Here is an 18805-nt window from a genome sequence, read left to right on the forward strand (position 1 = left end):
CACGCCGCCTGCGAGTGAGTTCCGCCGCACATGAATCCTTATGACGTCACGTTGGTCGTGCCGGTCTACAACGTGGAGCAGTACCTCCAGGAGTGTCTGGACTCCATCGAGGCGCAGACGGTGTTCGAGCGCTGCGAGGTCCTGCTCGTCGACAACGGCAGTACGGACGGCTCCTACCGACTCTGTGCGGAGTTCGCCCGCCGGCACGCCAACACCACGGTGCTGGTGCGCCGGGGCGGCGGCGCCGGAGCGGCCCGCAACCTCGGCATGGACCGGGCTACCAGCCCGCGTATCACGTTCTGCGATTCCGACGACGTGCTCCCGCCCACCGCGCTCGAACGCATGCTGGACGCCTCCCTGGCGACCGGTGCACAGGTCGTGGTGGGCGCGATGGAGACATTCCCCAAGCCGACCAACTGGGCCTGGAAGGACCACTTCGGGAAGGGTGACCGGACGTTCGGCAGCCTTGCCGAGGCGCCCGAACTGGTGCACAGCGCAAGCGCCTGCAACAAACTCTTCGACCTCTCCTACCTGCGCTCTCACGGCATCCGTTTCGCGGAAGGCGTTCACTTCGAGGACGCCTACGTCGGCGTCTCCGCGCTCGTTCTCGCCACCCGGCTCGCCCTGGTCGACGCGTGTGTCTACCGGTACCGCAAGCGCGCCGCGGGGAACTCGACCATGGACGCGATCTGGACGCGGCGGCAGAACTACTGGGACCACCTCCTGCTCGTGGAGTACCTGCACCGATTGGGTGCGGGCCTCACGCAGTCGTCGAAAGCCGTGCTCGACCTCTTCCTGGTACGGAGCTACCAGGGATTCGCGCTCCGGGCACCCGACCTCTTCCAGGGCGTGGAGCTGGAGGACATCTACTCGCGGTGCCGCGCGGTCTACTGGGACGTCCCCCCCGACGTGATCCTCAGGGCCACCGCGGACGCGCGCCATCGCGTGGCATATCTCGCTTTCCTCACCGGGGACTTCGGCCTCTTCGCGGACCGGGCGGCCAGACTGCACAAGCTCTCCGTCCGCGACGGCCGCCCGTACCTCATCGGCGGACTGCCGGACGAGCTTTCCCCGTTGGCGCAGGCCACGCCGTTCACCGCACACCTGGAGCACGTCCGCAGGGTGCCGGGTACCGGGACGCTGCGGCTCTCCGGACGGTTCGAGGCCAGCGGCATGCCCATGGTCGGGCCCCTGGCCGGGCACCTCGGCCTGCGTGTCAGGGGGAGCCGCCTCAGCGTCCCCGCCACGCAGGTCCGCAGGCGGGATCTGAAGAACACGAGGCCTGACACGGAGTGGGGCGGCTTCACCGCGGACCTGCCCCTCGAGGCTCTGCGGCAGGGTGTCCACGACCTCGAATTCGTCCTTGACACCGAGGGCGGTCAGGCGGTGACCCCGTGCCTCGTCGCCGCCGGGTACCTGCGCGGGGCGCGCGTCGTCGAGCACGGCCGGACACGGGTGGTGCCGCACTGGAAGGGGAAGAACCGGGCCGTCCTGATGGTCTCCGGTCCGGCGCGACGGTTCACCAGGCGGGGCATCCTGGGAAGCCTCCTCGCCAAGGACGCCAAGCACGTGCTGCGCCGTCGGCCGTTCTGGAAGCAGCGTCTGATACGGCTGCTCACCAAACCGCTGAAACCGCTGCTCCTCGGCCGGGACATCTGGCTGTTCGGTGAGCGGGGCGACACGGCGCAGGACAACAGCCGGCACCTGTTCCGGCATGTGCGCACCGCCGGGAAGCGGCGCGGGGCGTACTACGTCATCCGGGCCGGCAGCCCGGACCGAGCCCACCTGGCGGGCCTCGGGCACGTGGTCGCGCACAGCTCCTGGAAGCACAAGTTGCTGATGCTGCACGCGTCCGCGCTGGTCAATGCCTATGACATCGACACCTACATGCTGCCCGACGGCTGGGACCGGACCCGCTACCTCAAACACCTGAACTGGCGCGTGGGCGCCCGCCGGGTCTTCCTCCAGCACGGTGTGACGGACAAGGACGTCAGCAAGGGCCTGCACCGCAACCGCACGGGCGTCGACCTCATCCTCGCGGTGAGCCGGCACGAGGGGCGTTTCCTGTCGGAGGAACTCGGCTACGAGGGACAGGTCGAGGTCACCGGCTTCCCCCGTTTCGACGCGCTGGTCCCCGCTCGCGGCGGCCGCACCATCCTGTTCATGCCGACGTGGCGCGCCTATCTGACCGTCGCCTCGTACAGCCGTGACGGCGGAGGACGCGAGGCGCGACAGGCCATGCGCGACCGGTTCCTCGCCTCCGCCTACCGGGAGTTCATGGTCCGCTTCCTGAACGACCCGGATCTGCTGGCCGCCCTGAACCGGTACGACTACGCCCTGGACTTCCTGCCCCACTACGAAATGCGTGCGATGGTCGGGGAGATGGTGCCGGACCGGGACCGCGTCCGGATCGTCGACCAGAACGAAGTCAGCGTGCAGGACGCCATGCGGCACTGCGATCTCTTCGTGACGGACTGGTCGTCCACTGCCTTCGACGTCGCCTACCTCGGAACCCCTCTGGTCTACGCGCAGTTCGATGCCGAGGAGTACTGGGACGGGCACTACCAGAAGGGCTATTTCGACGCCCGCCGGGACGGATTCGGGCCGGTCGGTGAAAGCGTCGAAGAGGTGGTGGGCGAAGTGATCCGCTACATGCGGGGAGGGTGTGTCAGGGAGCCTGAGTACCTGCGGCGGGTGGAGAAGTTCTTCGAGTACCGGGATCAAAAGAACAACATGAGGTCGTCGGAAGCGATCGATCGTCTCGTTCGGGGTTGAAACAATGATGTGGTGTGCCAGGAGGAAGTATGTCCCAAGCCAACCGTGACGTGACAGTCGTCGTTCCGTTCCGCGACGTCCAGAATTTCTTCGCCGAATTTCTGCAGTCGGTGGCCGCACAGACGGCTTTCGCGCGTGCCCACGTGATCCTCGTCGACAACGGCAGCTGCGACCAGTCGGTGGCGATCGCCGGCGAATTCGCCGGCCGGTACCCCAACGTCGACCTGGTCTCGCAACCTCTGGGCCGGGCCGGCGATGCCCGCAACATGGGCATGGACATGGCAGTAACGCCGTACATCGTCTTCTGGGACGCCGACGACATCGTGCCCGAGCGGTCCTTGGAAGTGCTGCGGAACACCATCGTCAAAACCAGGGCCACGGTCGTCGTGGGCCGCGAGAAGCACTTCCCCAAGCCGGTCAAGGCCCCGTGGCACAAGTACTTCGGCAAGAGCGTCAAGACGGTGGGCAGCGTCGTCGACATCCCTGACCTGATCCACTCCGCGTCCTGCTGGAACAAGATCTTCGATCTCGACCTGCTGCGCTCCCAGGGCATCCGGTTCGGGACCGGCACCGCCTTCGAGGACGCCTATGTCTCGCTGCCCGCGCTGCTGCTGTCGGAGCGCATCGCGCTGGTCGACGCTCCGGTCTACGAGTACCGCAGGCGCGGCGACGGCACCTCTGTCATGGACACCATCTGGGATCTGCCGCAGAACTATGCCGACCAGCTGGTGATGCTGGAGTACCTCGCGGGTATGCGCCAGGGGCTCACGCCGTACCAGCAGGAGACGCTGGAGCGGTTCCTCATCCGCAGCATGCAGGGTTTCCTGCTGCGAGCGCCTCAGGTCTTCGGGGAATCCGACTGCCGGCAGCTCTTCGAGCGCTGCCGCACGCTCTACTGGGGCATCACCTCGGAACAGTTCGCCCGCAGCACGCACGACACCAGGCACCGGCTCCCGTATCTCGCGCTGAACTTCGGGGACTTCGACCTCTTCTACCGTCCGGCTTCCGTTCTCGGTTCCGTCTTCGGCCGTGAAGGGGACCTGTACGTCGACTACCCGGGGACGTCCTGGGGGCTGCCCCTCACCAAGGTCACATCCGTTCCGGCCCGGATCGAGGGAGTCTCCGCCGGGGAGGGCGGGACGGCGGTGATCCACGGCCGCTTCTCGGTCAACGGGCTCCCCGACGAAGTGCTGGCCAAGCTGGAACTGCAGGTCTGGTTCGAGCGGAGCGGTAAGACCCTTCCGGCGGTGAACCACGGGCAGGCACACGAGGGGCCGGGCCGGGCGGGAGCCGTCTTCAGCGTCGCCGTCGACCCCCGGGAGTTCCCGGCCGGCTCCTTCCCCGTACGTCTGGTGCTGTGCACCCGGGGCAGGGACGTCTCGCGCCCCTGCAGCGTCTCCCCGTCACTGGTCCAACAGCAGCCCGTCAACGGGTTCCACGGCCTCGCGCGCATCACCGCCGAAGGCGGGAACGCCCAACTCGTCGTCGAGTCCGCCCAGCACTGATCAGGGGCCGCTCCAGAAATGGGGTATTCGTCAGAAATCAGGAGTCAAACGTGTTCGATCCCCTCTACGCCGTCGCCGTCGTCGTGCCCATCTTCAACGTGGAGAGATATCTCCAGGAGTGCCTGGACTCGCTGGCCGGCCAGACGATGTTCGACCGCTGTCAGGTGATCTTGGTCGACAACGGCAGCAGTGACAGCTCACCTGCCATTGCCGCGCAGTTCGCCGCACAGCATCAGAACGTGTGGGCGTTCGTGCACCCCGAGGGGAAGGCCGGTGGGGCCAGGAACGCGGGGATGGACATGGTCAGCGCCCGCTACATCACGTTCTGCGACTCCGACGACGTATTGCCCGAAGACGCCCTGGAAACCATGTGGCGAACTGCGGTGAAGGAGCGTGTTCCGCTCACCATCGGGCGGATGGAGACCTTCCCGGAGGAGACCAAATGGCCCTGGCTCCGTTACTTCGGGAAGAGTGTTCAGGTGCATCCCGGAATCGAGAACATCCCCGAGATGATTCACGGCGGAAGCGCCTGCCACAAGCTCTTCGACGTCGAGTTCATTCGCGCCAACAACATCCGGTTCCGCGAAGGGGTGCACTTCGAGGACGCGTTCTTCTCGGTTCCCGCCATGCTGCTCGCGGACCGCATCGCGATGGTGCCGAGCACGGTCTACAAGTACCGCAAGCGTGCCGCCGAGGACTCCACGATGGACAAGTTGTGGGAGCGCACGGAGAACTACTGGGACCACCTCCTTCTGGAGGAGTACCTGATGGCGCTCCGTTCCCGCCTCTCGGGTCACCGGCAGGAGGTCCTCAACCGGTTCCTGGTCCGCAGCTACCAGGGGTTCGCCCTGCGCGCGCCGCAGGCGCTGCCCGAGGACGAACTGTTCCGGCTCTTCCAGCGGGCCCGCGCCGTCTACACGCTGGTGACGCCCGACGCGGTGCTGGCCTCCACCCACGACACCCGTCATCGGGTGCCGTTCCTGGCGATGTACATGAACTGGTACGAGCTCTTCGCGCGCCCGGAGCAGGCGATCAGTGGTGTGTACGGACGCGGGGGAGACCTCTACCTCGATGTCGCGGTGCCGAGCGCGCTGCTCCCGCTGACGAAGGTTTCCGCCACCAGCGTGCACGTGGAGCGGATCCAGGCGGACCCCGACTCCGGCGGCATCGTGGTGGCCGGCCGGTTCGTGCTCAACGGACTCCCGATGAGCCACCCCATGCGCAATCCCCTGCAGTTGTGGGTGGAGAAGAGCGGTCAGATGGTGACCGCGCGGCAGGTGTGGCGCAGTGATCTGCTGGCAACGCGTGACGACCTCGCCTGGGGCGGCTTCGAGGCGGTCGTCCCGGCAAGCGCCCTCAAGGACGGTGAGTTCCCGCTGAAGCTGGTGTTCTGCACCTCGGGCCGCGATGTCTCGCGTCCGTGCATGACCACCACCGCGATGCTGCGCAGCGCCCGGCCCATGAAGATCGCGGACCGCTGGGTCCTTCCGCTGTCGAAGGGCAAGGACAACTCCGTCCTGGTCGTCCGGGAGGCGCAGGGCCGGGACGGCGACAAAGCCTGGGAGGAGTTCCTCGAGGGTCTGGACGAGGAGCAGAAGAAGCGCAAGGCGCCCTTCTGGCGGGCCCGCTCCATCCGGCGGGCCACGCTCGCGTTCTTCCGGCGCAAGGAGATATGGCTGATCGGCGAGCGCAAGGACACCGCACAGGACAACAGCCTGCACCTGTTCACGTATCTGCGCACGCACGAGCGCCGCCGGAAGGCCTACTACATCATCGAGAAGGACAGCGCCGACCGGGCCAAGCTGAAGCGTCTGGGGAACGTGGTGGCGCACAGTTCCTGGAAGCACAAGCTGCTCATGCTGCACGCGTCGCTGCTCATCAACGCCTACGACATCGACTCGTACATGCTGCCCGACGGCTGGGACCGCACGAAGTACCTCAAGCACCTCAACTGGCGCGTCGGGGCCCGGAGGGTCTTCCTCCAGCACGGTGTCACCGACGAGGACGGCAGCAAGGCCCTGCACCGCAACCGGACCGGCGTGGACCTCGTGTTCGCGACCAGCGACCGGGAGGCCCAGTACTTCTCCGAGCACATGCACTACGGGGAGCAGGCGAAGGCGCTGGGCTTTCCGCGCTTCGACGCGCTGCAGCCGGACCGAGGCCGACGGCGTGTCCTGCTGATGCCCACCTGGCGCAAGTACCTGACGATCCCCTCCTACCTCCAGCAGGACGGTGCCGACAAGGACGCGGTCGACGAGATCTTCCGGGAGTCGACCTACCGGGAGTTCATGGTGCAGCTGCTGCGCCACCCGAAGCTGATGGAGGCGCTGGAGTACTACGACTACGTGCTCGATTTCCTTCCGCACTACGAGATGCGGAACATGATCGACGGTGTCGTACCGGACCACCCCCGGGTGCAGCGTCTGGACCAGACGAAGGTCAGTGTGCAGACGGCCCTACGCCAGTGCGACCTGTTCATCACCGACTGGTCCTCGGTCCACTTCGACATGGCCTATCTCGGCACGCCACTCGTCTACGCCCGGTTCGATCCGGACGAGTACTGGGCCAAGCACGCCAGAAAGGGGTACTTCGAGGCGGAGTACGACGGGTTCGGACCGGTGTGCGGCAACGTCGAGGAGGTGGTGACCGAAGTGATTCGCTACCTCAGCAACGGATGTGTGCGCGAGCCGGAGTACGACTACCGGGCGCGCGCGTTCTTCGCCTACGAGGACCGCAACAACTGCGCCCGGGCAACAGCCGCTATCGCGGAGCTGGCGGCATCGGAGGTGTAGGGCCCCGACTCACCGGCTGCGGCAAGGCGTCACCGTACCGATCAGGACTTGATGGTCGGAGCGGAGACGCATGCCGCGGCGGCACGAGGTCGGTGACCGCAGCCAAAAGGGGCGTGGGGCACTGCGCGACCGGCCGCAGCCGGTCCGCAGTCGCCCCACGCCCCTCAGGCGCACGGGACAGAGCGCCTACGCCGGAACGCTCGCCACGCCCGCCTCCAGGAACCGCTTCCCGTTCACCCGCTCGGACACGCCCTCGCGGTCCAGGTACGGCGTGATGCCGCCCAGGTGGAAGGGCCAGCCGGCGCCGGTGATGAGGCAGAGGTCGATGTCCTGGGCCTCGGCGACGACGCCCTCGTCGAGCATCAGACCGATCTCCTGCGCCACCGCGTCCAGGACGCGGGCGCGGACCTGCTCCTCCGTCAGGACCGTGTCGCCCTGCTTCAGCAGCGCGGCGACCTCCGGGTCCAGCTCCGGCTTGCCGCTGTCGTAGACGTAGAAGCCGCGCTTGCCCGCCTCGACGACCGCCTTCAGGTTCGGGGAGACCGTGAAGCGCTCCGGGAAGGCCCGGTTGAGGGTCTCCGAGACGTGCAGGCCGATGGCCGGGCCGACCAGCTCCAGGAGGACGAGGGGAGACATCGGCAGACCGAGCGGCTCCACCGCCTTCTCCGCCACCTCGACGGGCGTGCCCTCGTCGATGACGTTCTGGATCTCGCCCATGAAGCGGGTCAGGATGCGGTTCACGACGAACGCCGGGGCGTCCTTCACGAGGACCGCGGTCTTCTTCAGCTTCTTGGCGACGCCGAACGCCGTGGCCAGCGCCGCGTCGTCGGTCTGCTCGCCACGGACGATCTCCAGCAGCGGGAGGATCGCGACCGGGTTGAAGAAGTGGAAGCCGACGACCCGCTCGGGGTGCTTCAGCTTCGACGCCATCTCCGACACGGAGAGGGACGAGGTGTTGGTGGCCAGGACGGCGTGCGCCGGCGCCACCGCCTCGACCTCAGCGAACACCTTCTGCTTGACGCCCATCTCCTCGAAGACCGCTTCGATGATGAAGTCGGCGTCCGCGAAGCCCTCGGCCTTGTCCAGGACACCCGTCACCAGGGCCTTGAGACGGTTGGCCTTGTCCTGGTTGACACGGCCCTTGCCGAGCAGCTTGTCGATCTCGGCGTGGACGTAGCCCACACCCTTGTCGACGCGCTCCTGGTCGATGTCCGTCAGGACGACCGGGACCTCCAGGCGGCGCAGGAAGAGCAGCGCCAGCTGCGAGGCCATCAGGCCGGCGCCGACGACGCCCACCTTGGTGACCGGGCGGGCCAGCGACTTGTCCGGGGCACCGGCGGGGCGCTTGCCGCGCTTCTGCACCAGGTTGAAGGCGTAGATGCCGGAGCGCAGTTCGCCGCCCATGATGAGGTCGGCGAGCGCCTGGTCCTCGGCGTCGTAGCCCTGCTGGAGGTCGCCGTTCTTGGCGGCGGCGATGATGTCCAGCGCGCGGTAGGCCGCCGGGGCGGCGCCGTGCACCTTGCCGTCGGCGATGAACCGGCCGCGGGCGACGGCCTGGTCCCAGGCCTCACCGCGGTCGATCGCCGGACGCTCGACGGCGATCTCGCCCTTGAGGACGGACGCCGTCCAGATCAGCGACTGCTCCAGGAAGTCAGCGCCCTCGAAGATCGCGTCCGCGATCCCGAGCTCGTAGACCTGCTTGCCCTTGAGCTGCTTGTTCTGGTTCAGGCTGTTCTCGATGATCACCGAGACGGCCTTGTCGGCGCCGATCAGGTTCGGCAGCAGCGTGCAGCCGCCCCAGCCGGGGACCAGACCGAGGAAGACCTCGGGGAGCGAGAACGCCGGGAGGGCCGCCGACACCGTGCGGTACGCGCAGTGCAGGCCGATCTCGACGCCGCCGCCCATGGCCGCGCCGTTGTAGTACGCGAAGGTCGGCACGGCCAGCTTCGACAGCCGCTTGAAGACGTCGTGGCCGCCCTTGCCGATGGCCAGCGCGTCCTCGTGCCGCTTCAGCAGCTCGACGCCCTTGAGGTCGGCGCCGACCGCGAAGATGAACGGCTTGCCGGTGACGCCGACGCCGACGATGTCGCCGTCCGCGGCCTCCTTCTCGACCTGGTCGATCGCGGCGTCGATGTTCGCCAGCGACTGCGGGCCGAGGGTGGTCGGCTTGGTGTGGTCGTGACCGTTGTCCAGGGTGATCAGGGCGAAGCGCCCGGCGCCCAGGGGCAGGTCGAAGTGGCGTACGTGCGCCTGGGTGACGACCTCGCCGGGGAACAGCTCGGCCGCACCCTTCAGCAGCTCTGCGGTGGTGCTCACTTGTCCCCCTCGAAGTGCGGGTTCTCCCAGATGACCGTCGCGCCCATGCCGAAGCCGACGCACATGGTGGTCAGGCCGTAGCGGACGTGCGGCTGCTCCTCGAACTGGCGGGCCAGCTGCGTCATCAGACGGACGCCGGAGGAGGCGAGCGGGTGGCCGAAGGCGATGGCGCCGCCGTACTGGTTGACGCGCGCGTCGTCGTCGGCGATGCCGTAGTGCTCCAGGAACGCGAGGACCTGGACGGCGAAGGCCTCGTTGATCTCGAACAGGCCGATGTCGGAGATCGACAGACCCGCCTGCGCGAGGGCCTTCTCGGTGGCCGGGATCGGGCCGTAGCCCATGACCTCCGGCTCGACGCCCGCGAAGGCGTACGAGACGAGGCGCATCTTGACCGGCAGGCCGTTCTCGCGGGCGAAGTCCTCGCTCGCGATGAGGGACGCGGTGGCGCCGTCGTTCAGACCGGCCGCGTTGCCCGCGGTGACCCGGCCGTGGACGCGGAACGGCGTCTTCAGGCCCGCCAGGTTCTCCAGGGTGGTGCCCGGGCGCATCGGCTCGTCGGCGGTGACCAGGCCCCAGCCCGTCTCGCCGGCTTCCTCGTTGGTGCGGCGCACCGAGATCGGCACCAGGTCGGCCTGGATCTGGCCGTTGGCGTACGCCTTGGCGGCCTTCTCCTGCGAGCGCACGGCGTACTCGTCGGCGCGCTGCTTGGTGATGCTCGGGTAGCGGTCGTGCAGGTTCTCGGCGGTCATGCCCATGAACAGGGCGGACTCGTCGACCAGCTTCTCGCTGACGAACCGCGGGTTCGGGTCCACGCCCTCGCCCATCGGGTGGCGGCCCATGTGCTCGACACCGCCCGCGATGGCGACGTCGTACGCGCCGAAGGCGACCGAGCCGGCCACCGTGGTGACGGCGGTCAGCGCGCCCGCGCACATGCGGTCGATGGAGTAGCCCGGGACCGAGGTGGGCAGGCCCGCCAGGATGCCGGCGGTGCGGCCGATGGTCAGGCCCTGGTCACCGATCTGCGTGGTCGCGGCGACGGCGACCTCGTCGATCTTCTTGGGGTCGAGACCGGGGTTGCGGCGCAGCAGCTCCCGGATCGCCTTCACGACCAGGTCGTCGGCGCGGGTCTCGTGGTAGATGCCCTTCGGGCCCGCCTTGCCGAACGGGGTGCGGACGCCGTCTACGAAGACGACGTCCCTGACGGTACGAGGCACGATGGCTCTCCTCCAGGGTGCGGGATGGCACTGCACTGCTGCGGCACGCTGAGCGTGCGCTCAGGCCCATGCTACTTATGAGTAACGTAGCTGCCCAGTCCCCCCGCCCCAAGCGGCGAAGGTCACACCCGGAGCCGGGCGGACATCACCCCTACGGTGGCGCCGGCACCCGCGGCGCCACCGTCACGGCCGGCAGGGGGCGGGGCGCCGCAGGGCGGTCCCGCGCCCCGTCCCGCGTCCGTCAGGCAGGCTCCGCCTCCTGGTTCAGGGCCGTCACCAGTACCGGCGTCACCTGTTCCACCTGCCAGGGCCGGGCGCCGTGTCCGGTGAGGGCCGCGGCCACGCTCTGCCGGTCGGCCGGCTTCGGCGGCTCCCAGCAGACCCTGCGCACGGTGTCCGGGGTGATCAGGTTCTCCTGCGGCATGTTCAGCTGCTCGGCCAGCGCCGTCACCCCCGCCCGCGCCGCGGCCAGCCGGGCGGCGGCGGCCGGGTCCTTGTCGGCCCAGGCGCGCGGCGGCGGGGGACCGGTCACCGGCTGGCCCGGCTGCGGCAGTTGCGACTCCGTGAGGCCCTTGGCCCGGTCGACCGCGGCCTGCCACTGCTCCAGCTGCCGGCGGTTGACCCGCCCGAAGCCGCCGAGCGCCCCGAGCGCGTGCGCGTTGGCCGGCAGGGCGAGCGCGGCCTCCACGATGGCCGCGTCCCCGAGCACCTTGCCGGGGGAGACGTCCCGGCGCTGCGCGATGCGGTCCCGGGTCTGCCACAGCTCCCGGACGACGGCGAGCTGCCGGCGCCGGCGCACCTTGTGCATGCCGGAGGTGCGGCGCCAGGGCTCCTTGCGGGGCTCGGCCGGCGGCGCCGAGGCGATCGCGTCGAACTCCTGCCGGGCCCACTCCAGCTTGCCCTGCCGGTCCAGCTCCTTCTCCAGCGAGTCGCGCAGGTCGACGAGGAGCTCGACGTCGAGCGCGGCGTAGCGCAGCCACGGATCGGGCAGCGGGCGGGTCGACCAGTCGACGGCCGAGTGGCCCTTCTCCAGGACGAAGCCCAGCACGTTCTCGACCATCGCGCCGAGGCCGACCCGGGGGAAGCCGGCGAGCCGGCCCGCCAGCTCGGTGTCGAACAGGCGGGTGGGCACCATCCCTATTTCCCGCAGACACGGCAGGTCCTGGGTGGCCGCGTGCAGCACCCACTCGACGCCGGAGATCGCCGCGCCCAGCTCCGACAGGTCGGGGCAGGCCACGGGGTCGATGAGCGCGGTGCCGGCGCCCTGGCGGCGCAACTGCACCAGGTAGGCGCGCTGGCCGTAGCGGTAGCCGGAGGCGCGCTCGGCGTCGACGGCGACGGGGCCGCTGCCGGCGGCGAAGGCGGCGGTCACCTCGGCGAGGGCGGCCGCGTCGGCGATCACCGGCGGAACACCCTCGCGTGGCTCGAGCAAGGGGATCGGCGCCTGACTCGCAGAAGATCCGGCGTCGTCCGGAGGGGCGCCTCCGGTGGTGCGCAGTGAACGGTCTGCTGCGGTTTCGTGGGCGTCGGTCACCGGTCAAGGGTATCGGTGTATGCGCGGAACCCGCCGACGGAACGTTCCGTCGGCGGGCTCCGGGGGGTCGTGATCCAGACAGGTCAGTGAAGGATCGGGCTCATGGAGGAGGGGGAAACGGTCGGGGAGCGGAGGGGAGTCGGGGCGGTCAGTGGATGATGCCGGTCCGCAGGGCCACCGCCACCATGCCGGCGCGGTCGCCCGTGCCGAGCTTGCGGGCGATGCGGGCGAGGTGGCTCTTGACGGTCAGGGCGGACAGGCCCATGGAGACGCCGATCGCCTTGTTCGACTGGCCCTCCGCGACCAGTCGCAGCACCTCGACCTCGCGGCCGGAGAGCTCGCGGTAGCCGCCCGGGTGGCTCGGGGCACCCGGGGGGCGGCGGTGCAGTCGGGCGGCGGCGCCGCCGATGGGGGCGGCACCGGGCCGGGTGGGGAGCCCGATGTTGGTACGGGTGCCGGTGACGACGTAGCCCTTGACACCGCCGGCGAGGGCGTTGCGGACGGCGCCGATGTCGTCGGCGGCGGACAGGGCGAGCCCGTTGGGCCAGCCCGCGGCGCGGGTCTCGGACAGCAGGGTGAGGCCGGAGCCGTCGGGGAGATGGACGTCTGCGACGCAGATGTCGCGGGGGTTGCCGATGCGGGGACGAGCCTCCGCGACGGACGAGGCCTCGATGACGTCGCGCACACCGAGCGCCCACAGATGGCGGGTGACGGTGGAACGGACGCGCGGGTCGGCCACGACCACCATGGCGGTCGGCTTGTTCGGGCGGTAGGCGACCAGGCTTGCGGGCTGCTCGAGGAGAACGGACACCAGGCCTCCTGGGGTGGGGGGACGGGACCGGCTCCTGGGGGACGAAGCCGGGACGAACCGTGCTTTCAAGGTCACAGTCGTCTTCGGCACCGAACGCGTCCGCCTTTAGAGAATGATCACGATCTGGTGAGTAACAATCCGAGCAATTCGGACAGGCGGTCGATCATTCGAAGATCGAACGGTTCCCATCTCTGTCGAGATCTTTGTCGATACGAGGCCGAAAGTGGCCGTATCGACAAAGTGACCGAAAGTCCGGCAGGCGTCGGCCTGCGTCGACGCGCATCGCCGGGTGACCAGAAGTGATCGGCCGTGCGTGGGCTTCTAGCGGGACTGCGGTCCGCGCCGCTGGGGCAGCGTGACGATCGACGCGTCGCCCGGACCGGCCGGCGGCAGACCCGCGACCTGGGCCAGCAGGTCGCACCACGAGGCGAGGTGGGCGGCGGTGTCGGGCACCCCGTTCAGGCCCTCGCGGGGCGTCCAGGACGCGCGGATCTCGATCTGCGACGCGGACGGGCGCGCCGACAGCCCGCCGAAGTAGTGGGAGCTCGCCCGCGTGACCGTGCCGCTGGGCTCGCCGTAGGCCAGGCCCCGGGCCTGGAGGGCACCCGTGAGCCAGGACCAGCACACGTCCGGCAACAGGGGGTCGGCGGCCATCTCCGGCTCCAGCTCGGCACGCACCAGGGTGACCAGCCGGAAGGTTCCCTGCCAGGCGTCGTGGCCGGCCGGATCGTGCAGCAGCACCAGACGCCCGTCGGCCAGATCCTCGTCGCCGTCGACGACCGCGGCCTCCAGCGCGTACGCGTACGGCGCGAGACGCTGCGGCGCGCGCGTCGGCTCCACCTCGACCTGCGGCCGCAGCCGCGCGGTCTGGAGCGCGTCGACGGCGGCCGTGAACGGCGGCGGTGCCGCACCGCCCGGTTGCCGCCCGCCCTCCTTGGTGCCCTTCGGTTCGTCCATTCCGCCAGCGTCGTCCGACAGTCGTCCCTGAGCCGCAGCCATGCGGGGAAGATTAAGCGGAACGGCGCCCCGGCGCAGGGAGAGACACCCGCGTGCGGGCGCGATGTCCGGATCACGCGGTGCCGCCAGGGCGCGCCGGGGCCCCCGAGCGGGTGCGCGCGCCCCGGCCCGGCGTGCCCGCACCCGAGGGCGGGCACCGCCCGGGGGACATGCGAGACTTGCCGCTGTGAGTGCCAACCAGAGCCCCGCGGGCAAGCAGCCGACCGCCACGTACGACTCCGCCTTCCTCAGGGCGTGCCGGCGTGAGCCGGTGCCGCACACGCCCGTGTGGTTCATGCGCCAGGCCGGCCGCTCACTGCCGGAGTACCGCAAGGTGCGCGAGGGCATCCCGATGCTCGAGTCCTGCATGCGGCCGGAACTGGTCACCGAGATCACCCTCCAGCCGGTGCGCCGGCACGGTGTGGACGCGGCGATCTTCTTCAGCGACATCGTGGTCCCGCTCAAGGCCATCGGCATCGACCTCGACATCAAGCCCGGCATCGGCCCGGTCGTCGAGAAGCCGGTCCGCACCCGCGAGGACCTGGCCCGGCTGCGCGACCTGACCCCCGAGGACGTCTCGTACGTCACCGAGGCGTACGGCCTGCTCACCCGCGAGCTCGGCGCCACCCCGCTGATCGGCTTCGCGGGCGCCCCGTTCACCCTCGCGAGCTACCTCGTGGAGGGCGGCCCGTCCCGCAACCACGAGCACACCAAGGCGCTCATGTACGGCGACCCGCAGCTGTGGGCCGACCTGCTGGACCGGCTCGCCGACATCACGGCCGCCTTCCTCAAGGTGCAGATCGAGGCGGGCGCGAGCGCCGTCCAGCTCTTCGACTCCTGGGTCGGCGCCCTCGCCCCCGCCGACTACCGCCGCTTCGTGCAGCCCGCCTCCCGCAAGGTCTTCGACGCCGTCGCCGGGTACGGCGTGCCGCGCATCCACTTCGGTGTGGGCACCGGTGAGCTCCTCGGCGACATGGGCGAGGCCGGCGCGGACGTCGTCGGCGTCGACTGGCGCGTCCCGCTGGACGAGGCCGCCCGCCGTGTCGGCCCCGGCAAGGCGCTCCAGGGGAACCTGGACCCCGCCGTCCTCTTCTCCTCCCCGCAGGCGGTCGAGGCCAAGACCCGCGAGGTCCTCGACGCGGCGGCGGGCCTGGAGGGCCACATCTTCAACCTCGGCCACGGCGTCCTGCCGTCCACGGAGCCGGACGCGCTGACCCGGCTCGTGGAGTACGTCCACACCCGGACCGCCCGCTGATCCACCCGCACGACCCCCGCGCGGCGCGCGTCCCGGCCCCGAGAGGCCGGCGGCGGGCGCCGCGCGCGTAGGTGACGAACCGTCCGCCCGTGGGTCAGGCGGCGACCAGCAGGGCGAAGACCTGGGCGACGAGGAGTCCCCCGTAGAAGCAGACCGGGGTGGGCGAGAGCGCCGCCTTCGCCACTCCCGCGCGTTCCCGGCCCGGCTCCACGTCCATCGCGAACGGCTCCACCGCCACCTCCGGACGCCGCACCCGGTCGTACAGGCGCCGGTACAGGCGCTCCCGGTACATGAAGTAACCGTCGAGGAGCCAGAACGCCAGGACCGGTGCCAGACTGACCGCCGTGACGGCCCGGTCGTCCGCGCGGACGGCGAACGCCAGCAGCGCGCCGGTGACCGTCAGCGACCAGCCCTTGATCAGGAACGAGTTGTTGCCCATCCGGGCCACGACCATCTGGATCAGCTCAAGATGCTTGATCCGGCCGTCGTCCAGCACCCGACCGTCCCCCGCCGCCATCGGTCCCCCAAGCCGTCGACCAGTTCGACCCGGAGCATACCCACCCCTGAGGGGACGGCAGTTGTCGTTTCCTCGACGCGCACCGGCATGCAGGCCACCGCCAACTCTGCCGGGAACCGGCAATGCGCCCGCGGGGACCGCCCGGGCAGCATGGCCGCGGGGAGCACATCGGATGGTTCCGGTGCCGGTCACGGGGGTGACCGGCACCGGAACCCGAGTGGGGGGCCGAGCGATGCGGACGGTGTTCACGGCCGCCGTCGGCCTGCCCACCATCGTGCTGACCGCGGCCCTCGTCGTGGTCGTGTGCTTCTGGCTGCTGGTCGCGATGGGCGCGGCCCGCGCCGGCGCCTTCGACACGGACGTGGATCTGCGCACGTGGCGCATGGACGGGGTGCCCGTGTCGGTCGCCCTGTCCCTGCTGACGCTGTTCGCCTGGTGCGCGAGCGTCGGCGCCGGCGTCCTGCTGGCCCTCGCCCTGCCTCCGGGGCCCGGCACCGGGACCCCGGCCGCTTCGTGGAGATCCATCTGGCCGCCTCCCGGGCTGAACACCTTGCCCAGCACCACACCCGGCTCACGGTGACCGACCGCCGCTCCGAGGAAGAGGCCCGCGCGCTCCTCGTCCCGGGTACCGCTCCCGAGGTGACCCACGCCCTCGACGCGACCGCCGGCCCCGTCGTGGATCCCGACGATCACCTTTCCGCGCCGCGGTCCGCGAGAGCACCGTCGGAGGACCTGCCTGCCTCCTAGCGCCTCGTCCTCCGCCGGTGGTGCTCCAGGAGTGCACAGTCCTCCCGGTGACCGTCTCGGCGGGCGGTAGGTGCGCCGATACTTCTGCTGTTCGGAGCACGGCGGGTGCGTCCCGGTGATGAGGAGGAGCGCGGATGAGCGACGAGATGACGGGCGACGACGTCTATCAGCCGGACGGCTCGGAGGTGCAGGACGACGCGGGTGTGCTGGACGCGTCGGACACCCTGGACTACGCGGCCGGCGACGACGTCCTCGACGGGGGCTACTCGCCGCCGGAGCGGCCGTGGGGTGCGGAGCACACCGGCGTCACCGCGGCGGAGCGGCTGAGGGGCGAGACCCTGGACGAGCGCTTGGCCGAAGAGGTACCGGACATCGCGGTTCCCCTCGGTGACGGCGTCGGTGACGTCTACGGCACGGACGGCGAGCTCGTCGACGGCGAGGTCGGCGACGACCGTGCCGGCCGGCTCGTCGCGCCTCCGGTCGCGCCCGGCGACCCGGAGACCGACGTCTACGGCATCGATGCGGGGCTGGACGGCGCCGGCGCCTCGGCGGAGGAAGCGGCGATGCACGTGGTACCCGACGCCGGGTCCTTCTGACGGCATCCGCACGAACAGGAAGGCAGGGCGGTCCTCCCGAAGAACCGCCCTGCCCTCGTGCGTTCGCCGCTGGTGCGTGTCAGACGCGCACCAGCGGGGTGTCGACCAGGTGCTCGGCCACGAACCAGGCCTGGAGCTCGCCGGTCCGGATCACCTGGGACACCAGCAGGTCGTTGGTGCCGTCGTCACCCATCTCGACGGTGCGAGCGGCGGCGTCATGCGCCTCGACGAGGATCGTCTCGTGGGCCTCGAGCAGTCGGGACAGCATGGCCGGAACCTCCTCGACGCCGTCCGGGGGACGCGGGATCGAGGTGATCTCGGCGACGTGCCGGGGATCGCCCACGGCGACGCCGCCCAGAGTCTGCACGCGCTCGGCGATGGTGTCGACGAGCTCGAGCTGCTCCCCGGCGTGCTTGTCGAGCAGCAGATGGAGCTGGTAAAAGGTCGCCCCGCGCATCAGCCAGTGCGACTTCTTGTAGAGGTGGTAGAGGATCTGGGTGTCCGCGAGCACCTTGTTCAGGCGCTGGCAGGCGTACATCCGGGCCTCGTAGGTCAGGCCGATCGGGAACTGCTTGACCGTTCCGAACTCCTGGATCACCTCGCCCTTCTGGTGCAGCCAGGGCTGGCTGCCCCCCGCCTTCTTCGCGACGTCGGTCATATTGTTCCTCCTGTAGAACGGCGGGTGCGGAAAAGAACCGGGCGGGCCGGGGGGAGCCGGCCCGCCCTCCCGTCCGGGCCGGCTCAGCGGCTGCTGCGCACGGACCGCGCGGCGTTGCGGATGATGTCGGTCACGGCGCGCGGGTCGCTCACTGCGACGGCGTGCGGGGCGTGGACGGCGACGGTGCGGGCCTTGGCACGGGTGGCCATCCAGCGCTGCGCGGCCGGCGGGATGTTGCGGTCCTCCGTGGCGATCAGGTACCAGGTCGGCAGCTTCTTCCAGGCGGCCGCGGTGGCGGGCTCCTGGAGGGCGGCCACGGTGATGGGACGCTGCCCCACAGCCAGGGTGTCCGCGGTGACGCGGGGGATGCCGGCGGCGAACTGCCGGTGGAACAGGTCCTGGCGGATGAGGAGCTCGTCGCCCTGGCCGCCACCGGTCAGCGGGTACTTCTGCGTGACGGTGGTGCGCGACAGGGAGCTGCCCGGGAACTTGTCGGTCAGCTCGGCCGCGCTCTCACCGACGTCCGGAACGAAGGCGGCGATGTAGACGAGGGCCTTCACGTGGGCGGCCCCGACGGCGGCGCGGCTGATGACGGAGCCGCCGTACGAGTGGCCGACCAGGACGACAGGGCCCTCGATGCTGTCCAGGACGCTGCGGAGGTAGGCGGCGTCACTGGCCACTCCACGTAGGGGGACCGGAGGTGCGACGACGCGGTGCCCGTGCTTGAGCAGCTTCTTGACCACGGAAGTCCAGCTAGACGCGTCCGTGAAGGCACCGTGGGCGAGGACGATGGTCGGCTGGGTCGCGTCGGCGGCGGCCGGGGTGGTGGTGCCGGTCGTGGCCTGCGCCGGGGTGGCGCGGGCGAGACCCCCGGCGCCCACGGCGGCCGCGCCGGCCAGCATGGACACGGTCACGGTTCGGCGTGACAGCGGTGTGTTCATCGGTGGTATCCCTCTGGTTCCGGGGGTGTTACTTGGAGGTGGCGTCGATGGCTTCTTCGATGAGGGCGATGACGCGGTCGGGGTGGGCGAGCATGACGAGGTGGGAGGAGTCGACCTCGATGGTCTTCATTCCGGCCCGCTTGTATCC

At 70.0% G+C, this 18805-nt stretch carries 14 protein-coding genes and 1 pseudogene; 6 read left to right on the top strand and 9 right to left on the bottom strand.

Going from position 1 to position 18805, the window contains the following annotated elements; all coding sequences use genetic code 11:
* Nucleotides 1-30 precede the first annotated feature (30 nt).
* From IEZ05_RS22360 to IEZ05_RS22370, 3 genes are read left to right on the top strand one after another with little or no spacing between them, the layout of a single operon-like run.
* Nucleotides 31-2775, top strand: a complete 2745-nt coding sequence (locus IEZ05_RS22360) for a bifunctional glycosyltransferase/CDP-glycerol:glycerophosphate glycerophosphotransferase (RefSeq protein ID WP_189231977.1) — start codon at nucleotides 31-33, stop codon at nucleotides 2773-2775.
* A 29-nt stretch (nucleotides 2776-2804) separates the two neighbouring features.
* Nucleotides 2805-4280 (top strand): glycosyltransferase family 2 protein, encoded by a 1476-nt coding sequence (locus IEZ05_RS22365; RefSeq protein WP_189231978.1) that lies wholly within the window; start codon nucleotides 2805-2807, stop codon nucleotides 4278-4280.
* Between the two features lie 50 nt (nucleotides 4281-4330).
* Entirely contained in the window at nucleotides 4331-7072 is a 2742-nt protein-coding gene (locus IEZ05_RS22370; RefSeq protein WP_189231979.1) for a bifunctional glycosyltransferase/CDP-glycerol:glycerophosphate glycerophosphotransferase, read from the top strand.
* Between the two features lie 186 nt (nucleotides 7073-7258).
* Here the strand turns inward: IEZ05_RS22370 and IEZ05_RS22375 are convergent, their stop codons facing one another.
* The 5 genes from IEZ05_RS22375 to IEZ05_RS22395 form a co-directional block, all read right to left on the bottom strand.
* Complete coding sequence (locus IEZ05_RS22375; protein ID WP_189231980.1) at nucleotides 7259-9388, bottom strand: 3-hydroxyacyl-CoA dehydrogenase NAD-binding domain-containing protein; 2130 nt, start codon at nucleotides 9386-9388, stop codon at nucleotides 7259-7261.
* Nucleotides 9385-10602, bottom strand: a complete 1218-nt coding sequence (locus IEZ05_RS22380; protein WP_189231981.1) for a thiolase family protein — start codon at nucleotides 10600-10602, stop codon at nucleotides 9385-9387. Before IEZ05_RS22380 ends, IEZ05_RS22375 begins: the two co-directional genes overlap by 4 nt.
* Nucleotides 10603-10843: 241 nt before the next feature.
* Nucleotides 10844-12136 carry an HRDC domain-containing protein gene (locus IEZ05_RS22385; RefSeq protein WP_189231982.1) on the bottom strand — a complete coding sequence of 431 codons (1293 nt, stop codon included), beginning with the start codon at nucleotides 12134-12136 and terminating at the stop codon, nucleotides 10844-10846.
* A gap of 148 nt (nucleotides 12137-12284) precedes the next feature.
* Nucleotides 12285-12947, bottom strand: a complete 663-nt coding sequence (locus IEZ05_RS22390; RefSeq protein ID WP_077797935.1) for a response regulator transcription factor — start codon at nucleotides 12945-12947, stop codon at nucleotides 12285-12287.
* 321 nt (nucleotides 12948-13268) lie between these two features.
* A complete protein-coding gene (locus IEZ05_RS22395; protein WP_189231983.1) occupies nucleotides 13269-13946 on the bottom strand; it encodes a DUF3000 domain-containing protein in 678 nt (225 codons plus the stop codon).
* Nucleotides 13947-14130: 184 nt separating this feature from the next.
* Between IEZ05_RS22395 and hemE the strand changes: the two genes are divergently transcribed.
* Nucleotides 14131-15198: a uroporphyrinogen decarboxylase gene (gene hemE / locus IEZ05_RS22400; RefSeq protein WP_189231984.1), complete on the top strand. Its 1068-nt coding sequence runs from the start codon at nucleotides 14131-14133 to the stop codon at nucleotides 15196-15198.
* A gap of 94 nt (nucleotides 15199-15292) precedes the next feature.
* On the opposite strand, the gene IEZ05_RS22405 is transcribed toward hemE, so the two are convergent.
* The gene (locus IEZ05_RS22405) at nucleotides 15293-15694 is read right to left on the bottom strand and encodes a hypothetical protein (RefSeq protein WP_189231985.1); all 402 of its coding nucleotides are present in this window, start codon (nucleotides 15692-15694) and stop codon (nucleotides 15293-15295) included.
* Nucleotides 15695-15947: 253 nt separating this feature from the next.
* On the opposite strand from IEZ05_RS22405, the gene IEZ05_RS22410 reads away from it, so the two are divergent.
* Entirely contained in the window at nucleotides 15948-16295 is a 348-nt protein-coding gene (locus IEZ05_RS22410; RefSeq protein WP_189231986.1) for a hypothetical protein, read from the top strand.
* A 301-nt stretch (nucleotides 16296-16596) separates the two neighbouring features.
* Nucleotides 16597-17058, top strand: coding sequence for a DUF5709 domain-containing protein (locus IEZ05_RS22415; RefSeq protein WP_189231987.1), 462 nt, complete (start codon nucleotides 16597-16599; stop codon nucleotides 17056-17058).
* Between the two features lie 79 nt (nucleotides 17059-17137).
* On the opposite strand, the gene IEZ05_RS22420 is transcribed toward IEZ05_RS22415, so the two are convergent.
* The 3 genes and pseudogenes from IEZ05_RS22420 to IEZ05_RS22430 all read right to left on the bottom strand — a co-directional run.
* Entirely contained in the window at nucleotides 17138-17716 is a 579-nt protein-coding gene (locus IEZ05_RS22420; RefSeq protein ID WP_189231988.1) for a Dps family protein, read from the bottom strand.
* A gap of 83 nt (nucleotides 17717-17799) precedes the next feature.
* Complete coding sequence (locus IEZ05_RS22425; protein WP_189231989.1) at nucleotides 17800-18657, bottom strand: alpha/beta fold hydrolase; 858 nt, start codon at nucleotides 18655-18657, stop codon at nucleotides 17800-17802.
* A gap of 28 nt (nucleotides 18658-18685) precedes the next feature.
* Nucleotides 18686-18805 (bottom strand): annotated as a pseudogene (locus tag IEZ05_RS22430) (alpha/beta hydrolase); the annotation flags it as partial.

The organism is Streptomyces flaveolus (assembly GCF_014648815.1).
In the GTDB taxonomy this organism is placed as follows: Bacteria; Actinomycetota; Actinomycetes; order Streptomycetales; family Streptomycetaceae; genus Streptomyces; species Streptomyces flaveolus.

Coding starts and splice junctions, on each gene's coding strand:
- IEZ05_RS22360 (WP_189231977.1), top strand. CDS start 31: ATGAATCCTTATGACGTCACGTTGGTCGTGCCGGTCTACAACGTGGAG.
- IEZ05_RS22365 (WP_189231978.1), top strand. CDS start 2,805: ATGTCCCAAGCCAACCGTGACGTGACAGTCGTCGTTCCGTTCCGCGAC.
- IEZ05_RS22395 (WP_189231983.1), bottom strand. CDS start 13,946: ATGGCTGCGGCTCAGGGACGACTGTCGGACGACGCTGGCGGAATGGAC.
- IEZ05_RS22410 (WP_189231986.1), top strand. CDS start 15,948: ATGCGGACGGTGTTCACGGCCGCCGTCGGCCTGCCCACCATCGTGCTG.
- IEZ05_RS22415 (WP_189231987.1), top strand. CDS start 16,597: ATGAGCGACGAGATGACGGGCGACGACGTCTATCAGCCGGACGGCTCG.
- IEZ05_RS22420 (WP_189231988.1), bottom strand. CDS start 17,716: ATGACCGACGTCGCGAAGAAGGCGGGGGGCAGCCAGCCCTGGCTGCAC.
- IEZ05_RS22425 (WP_189231989.1), bottom strand. CDS start 18,657: ATGAACACACCGCTGTCACGCCGAACCGTGACCGTGTCCATGCTGGCC.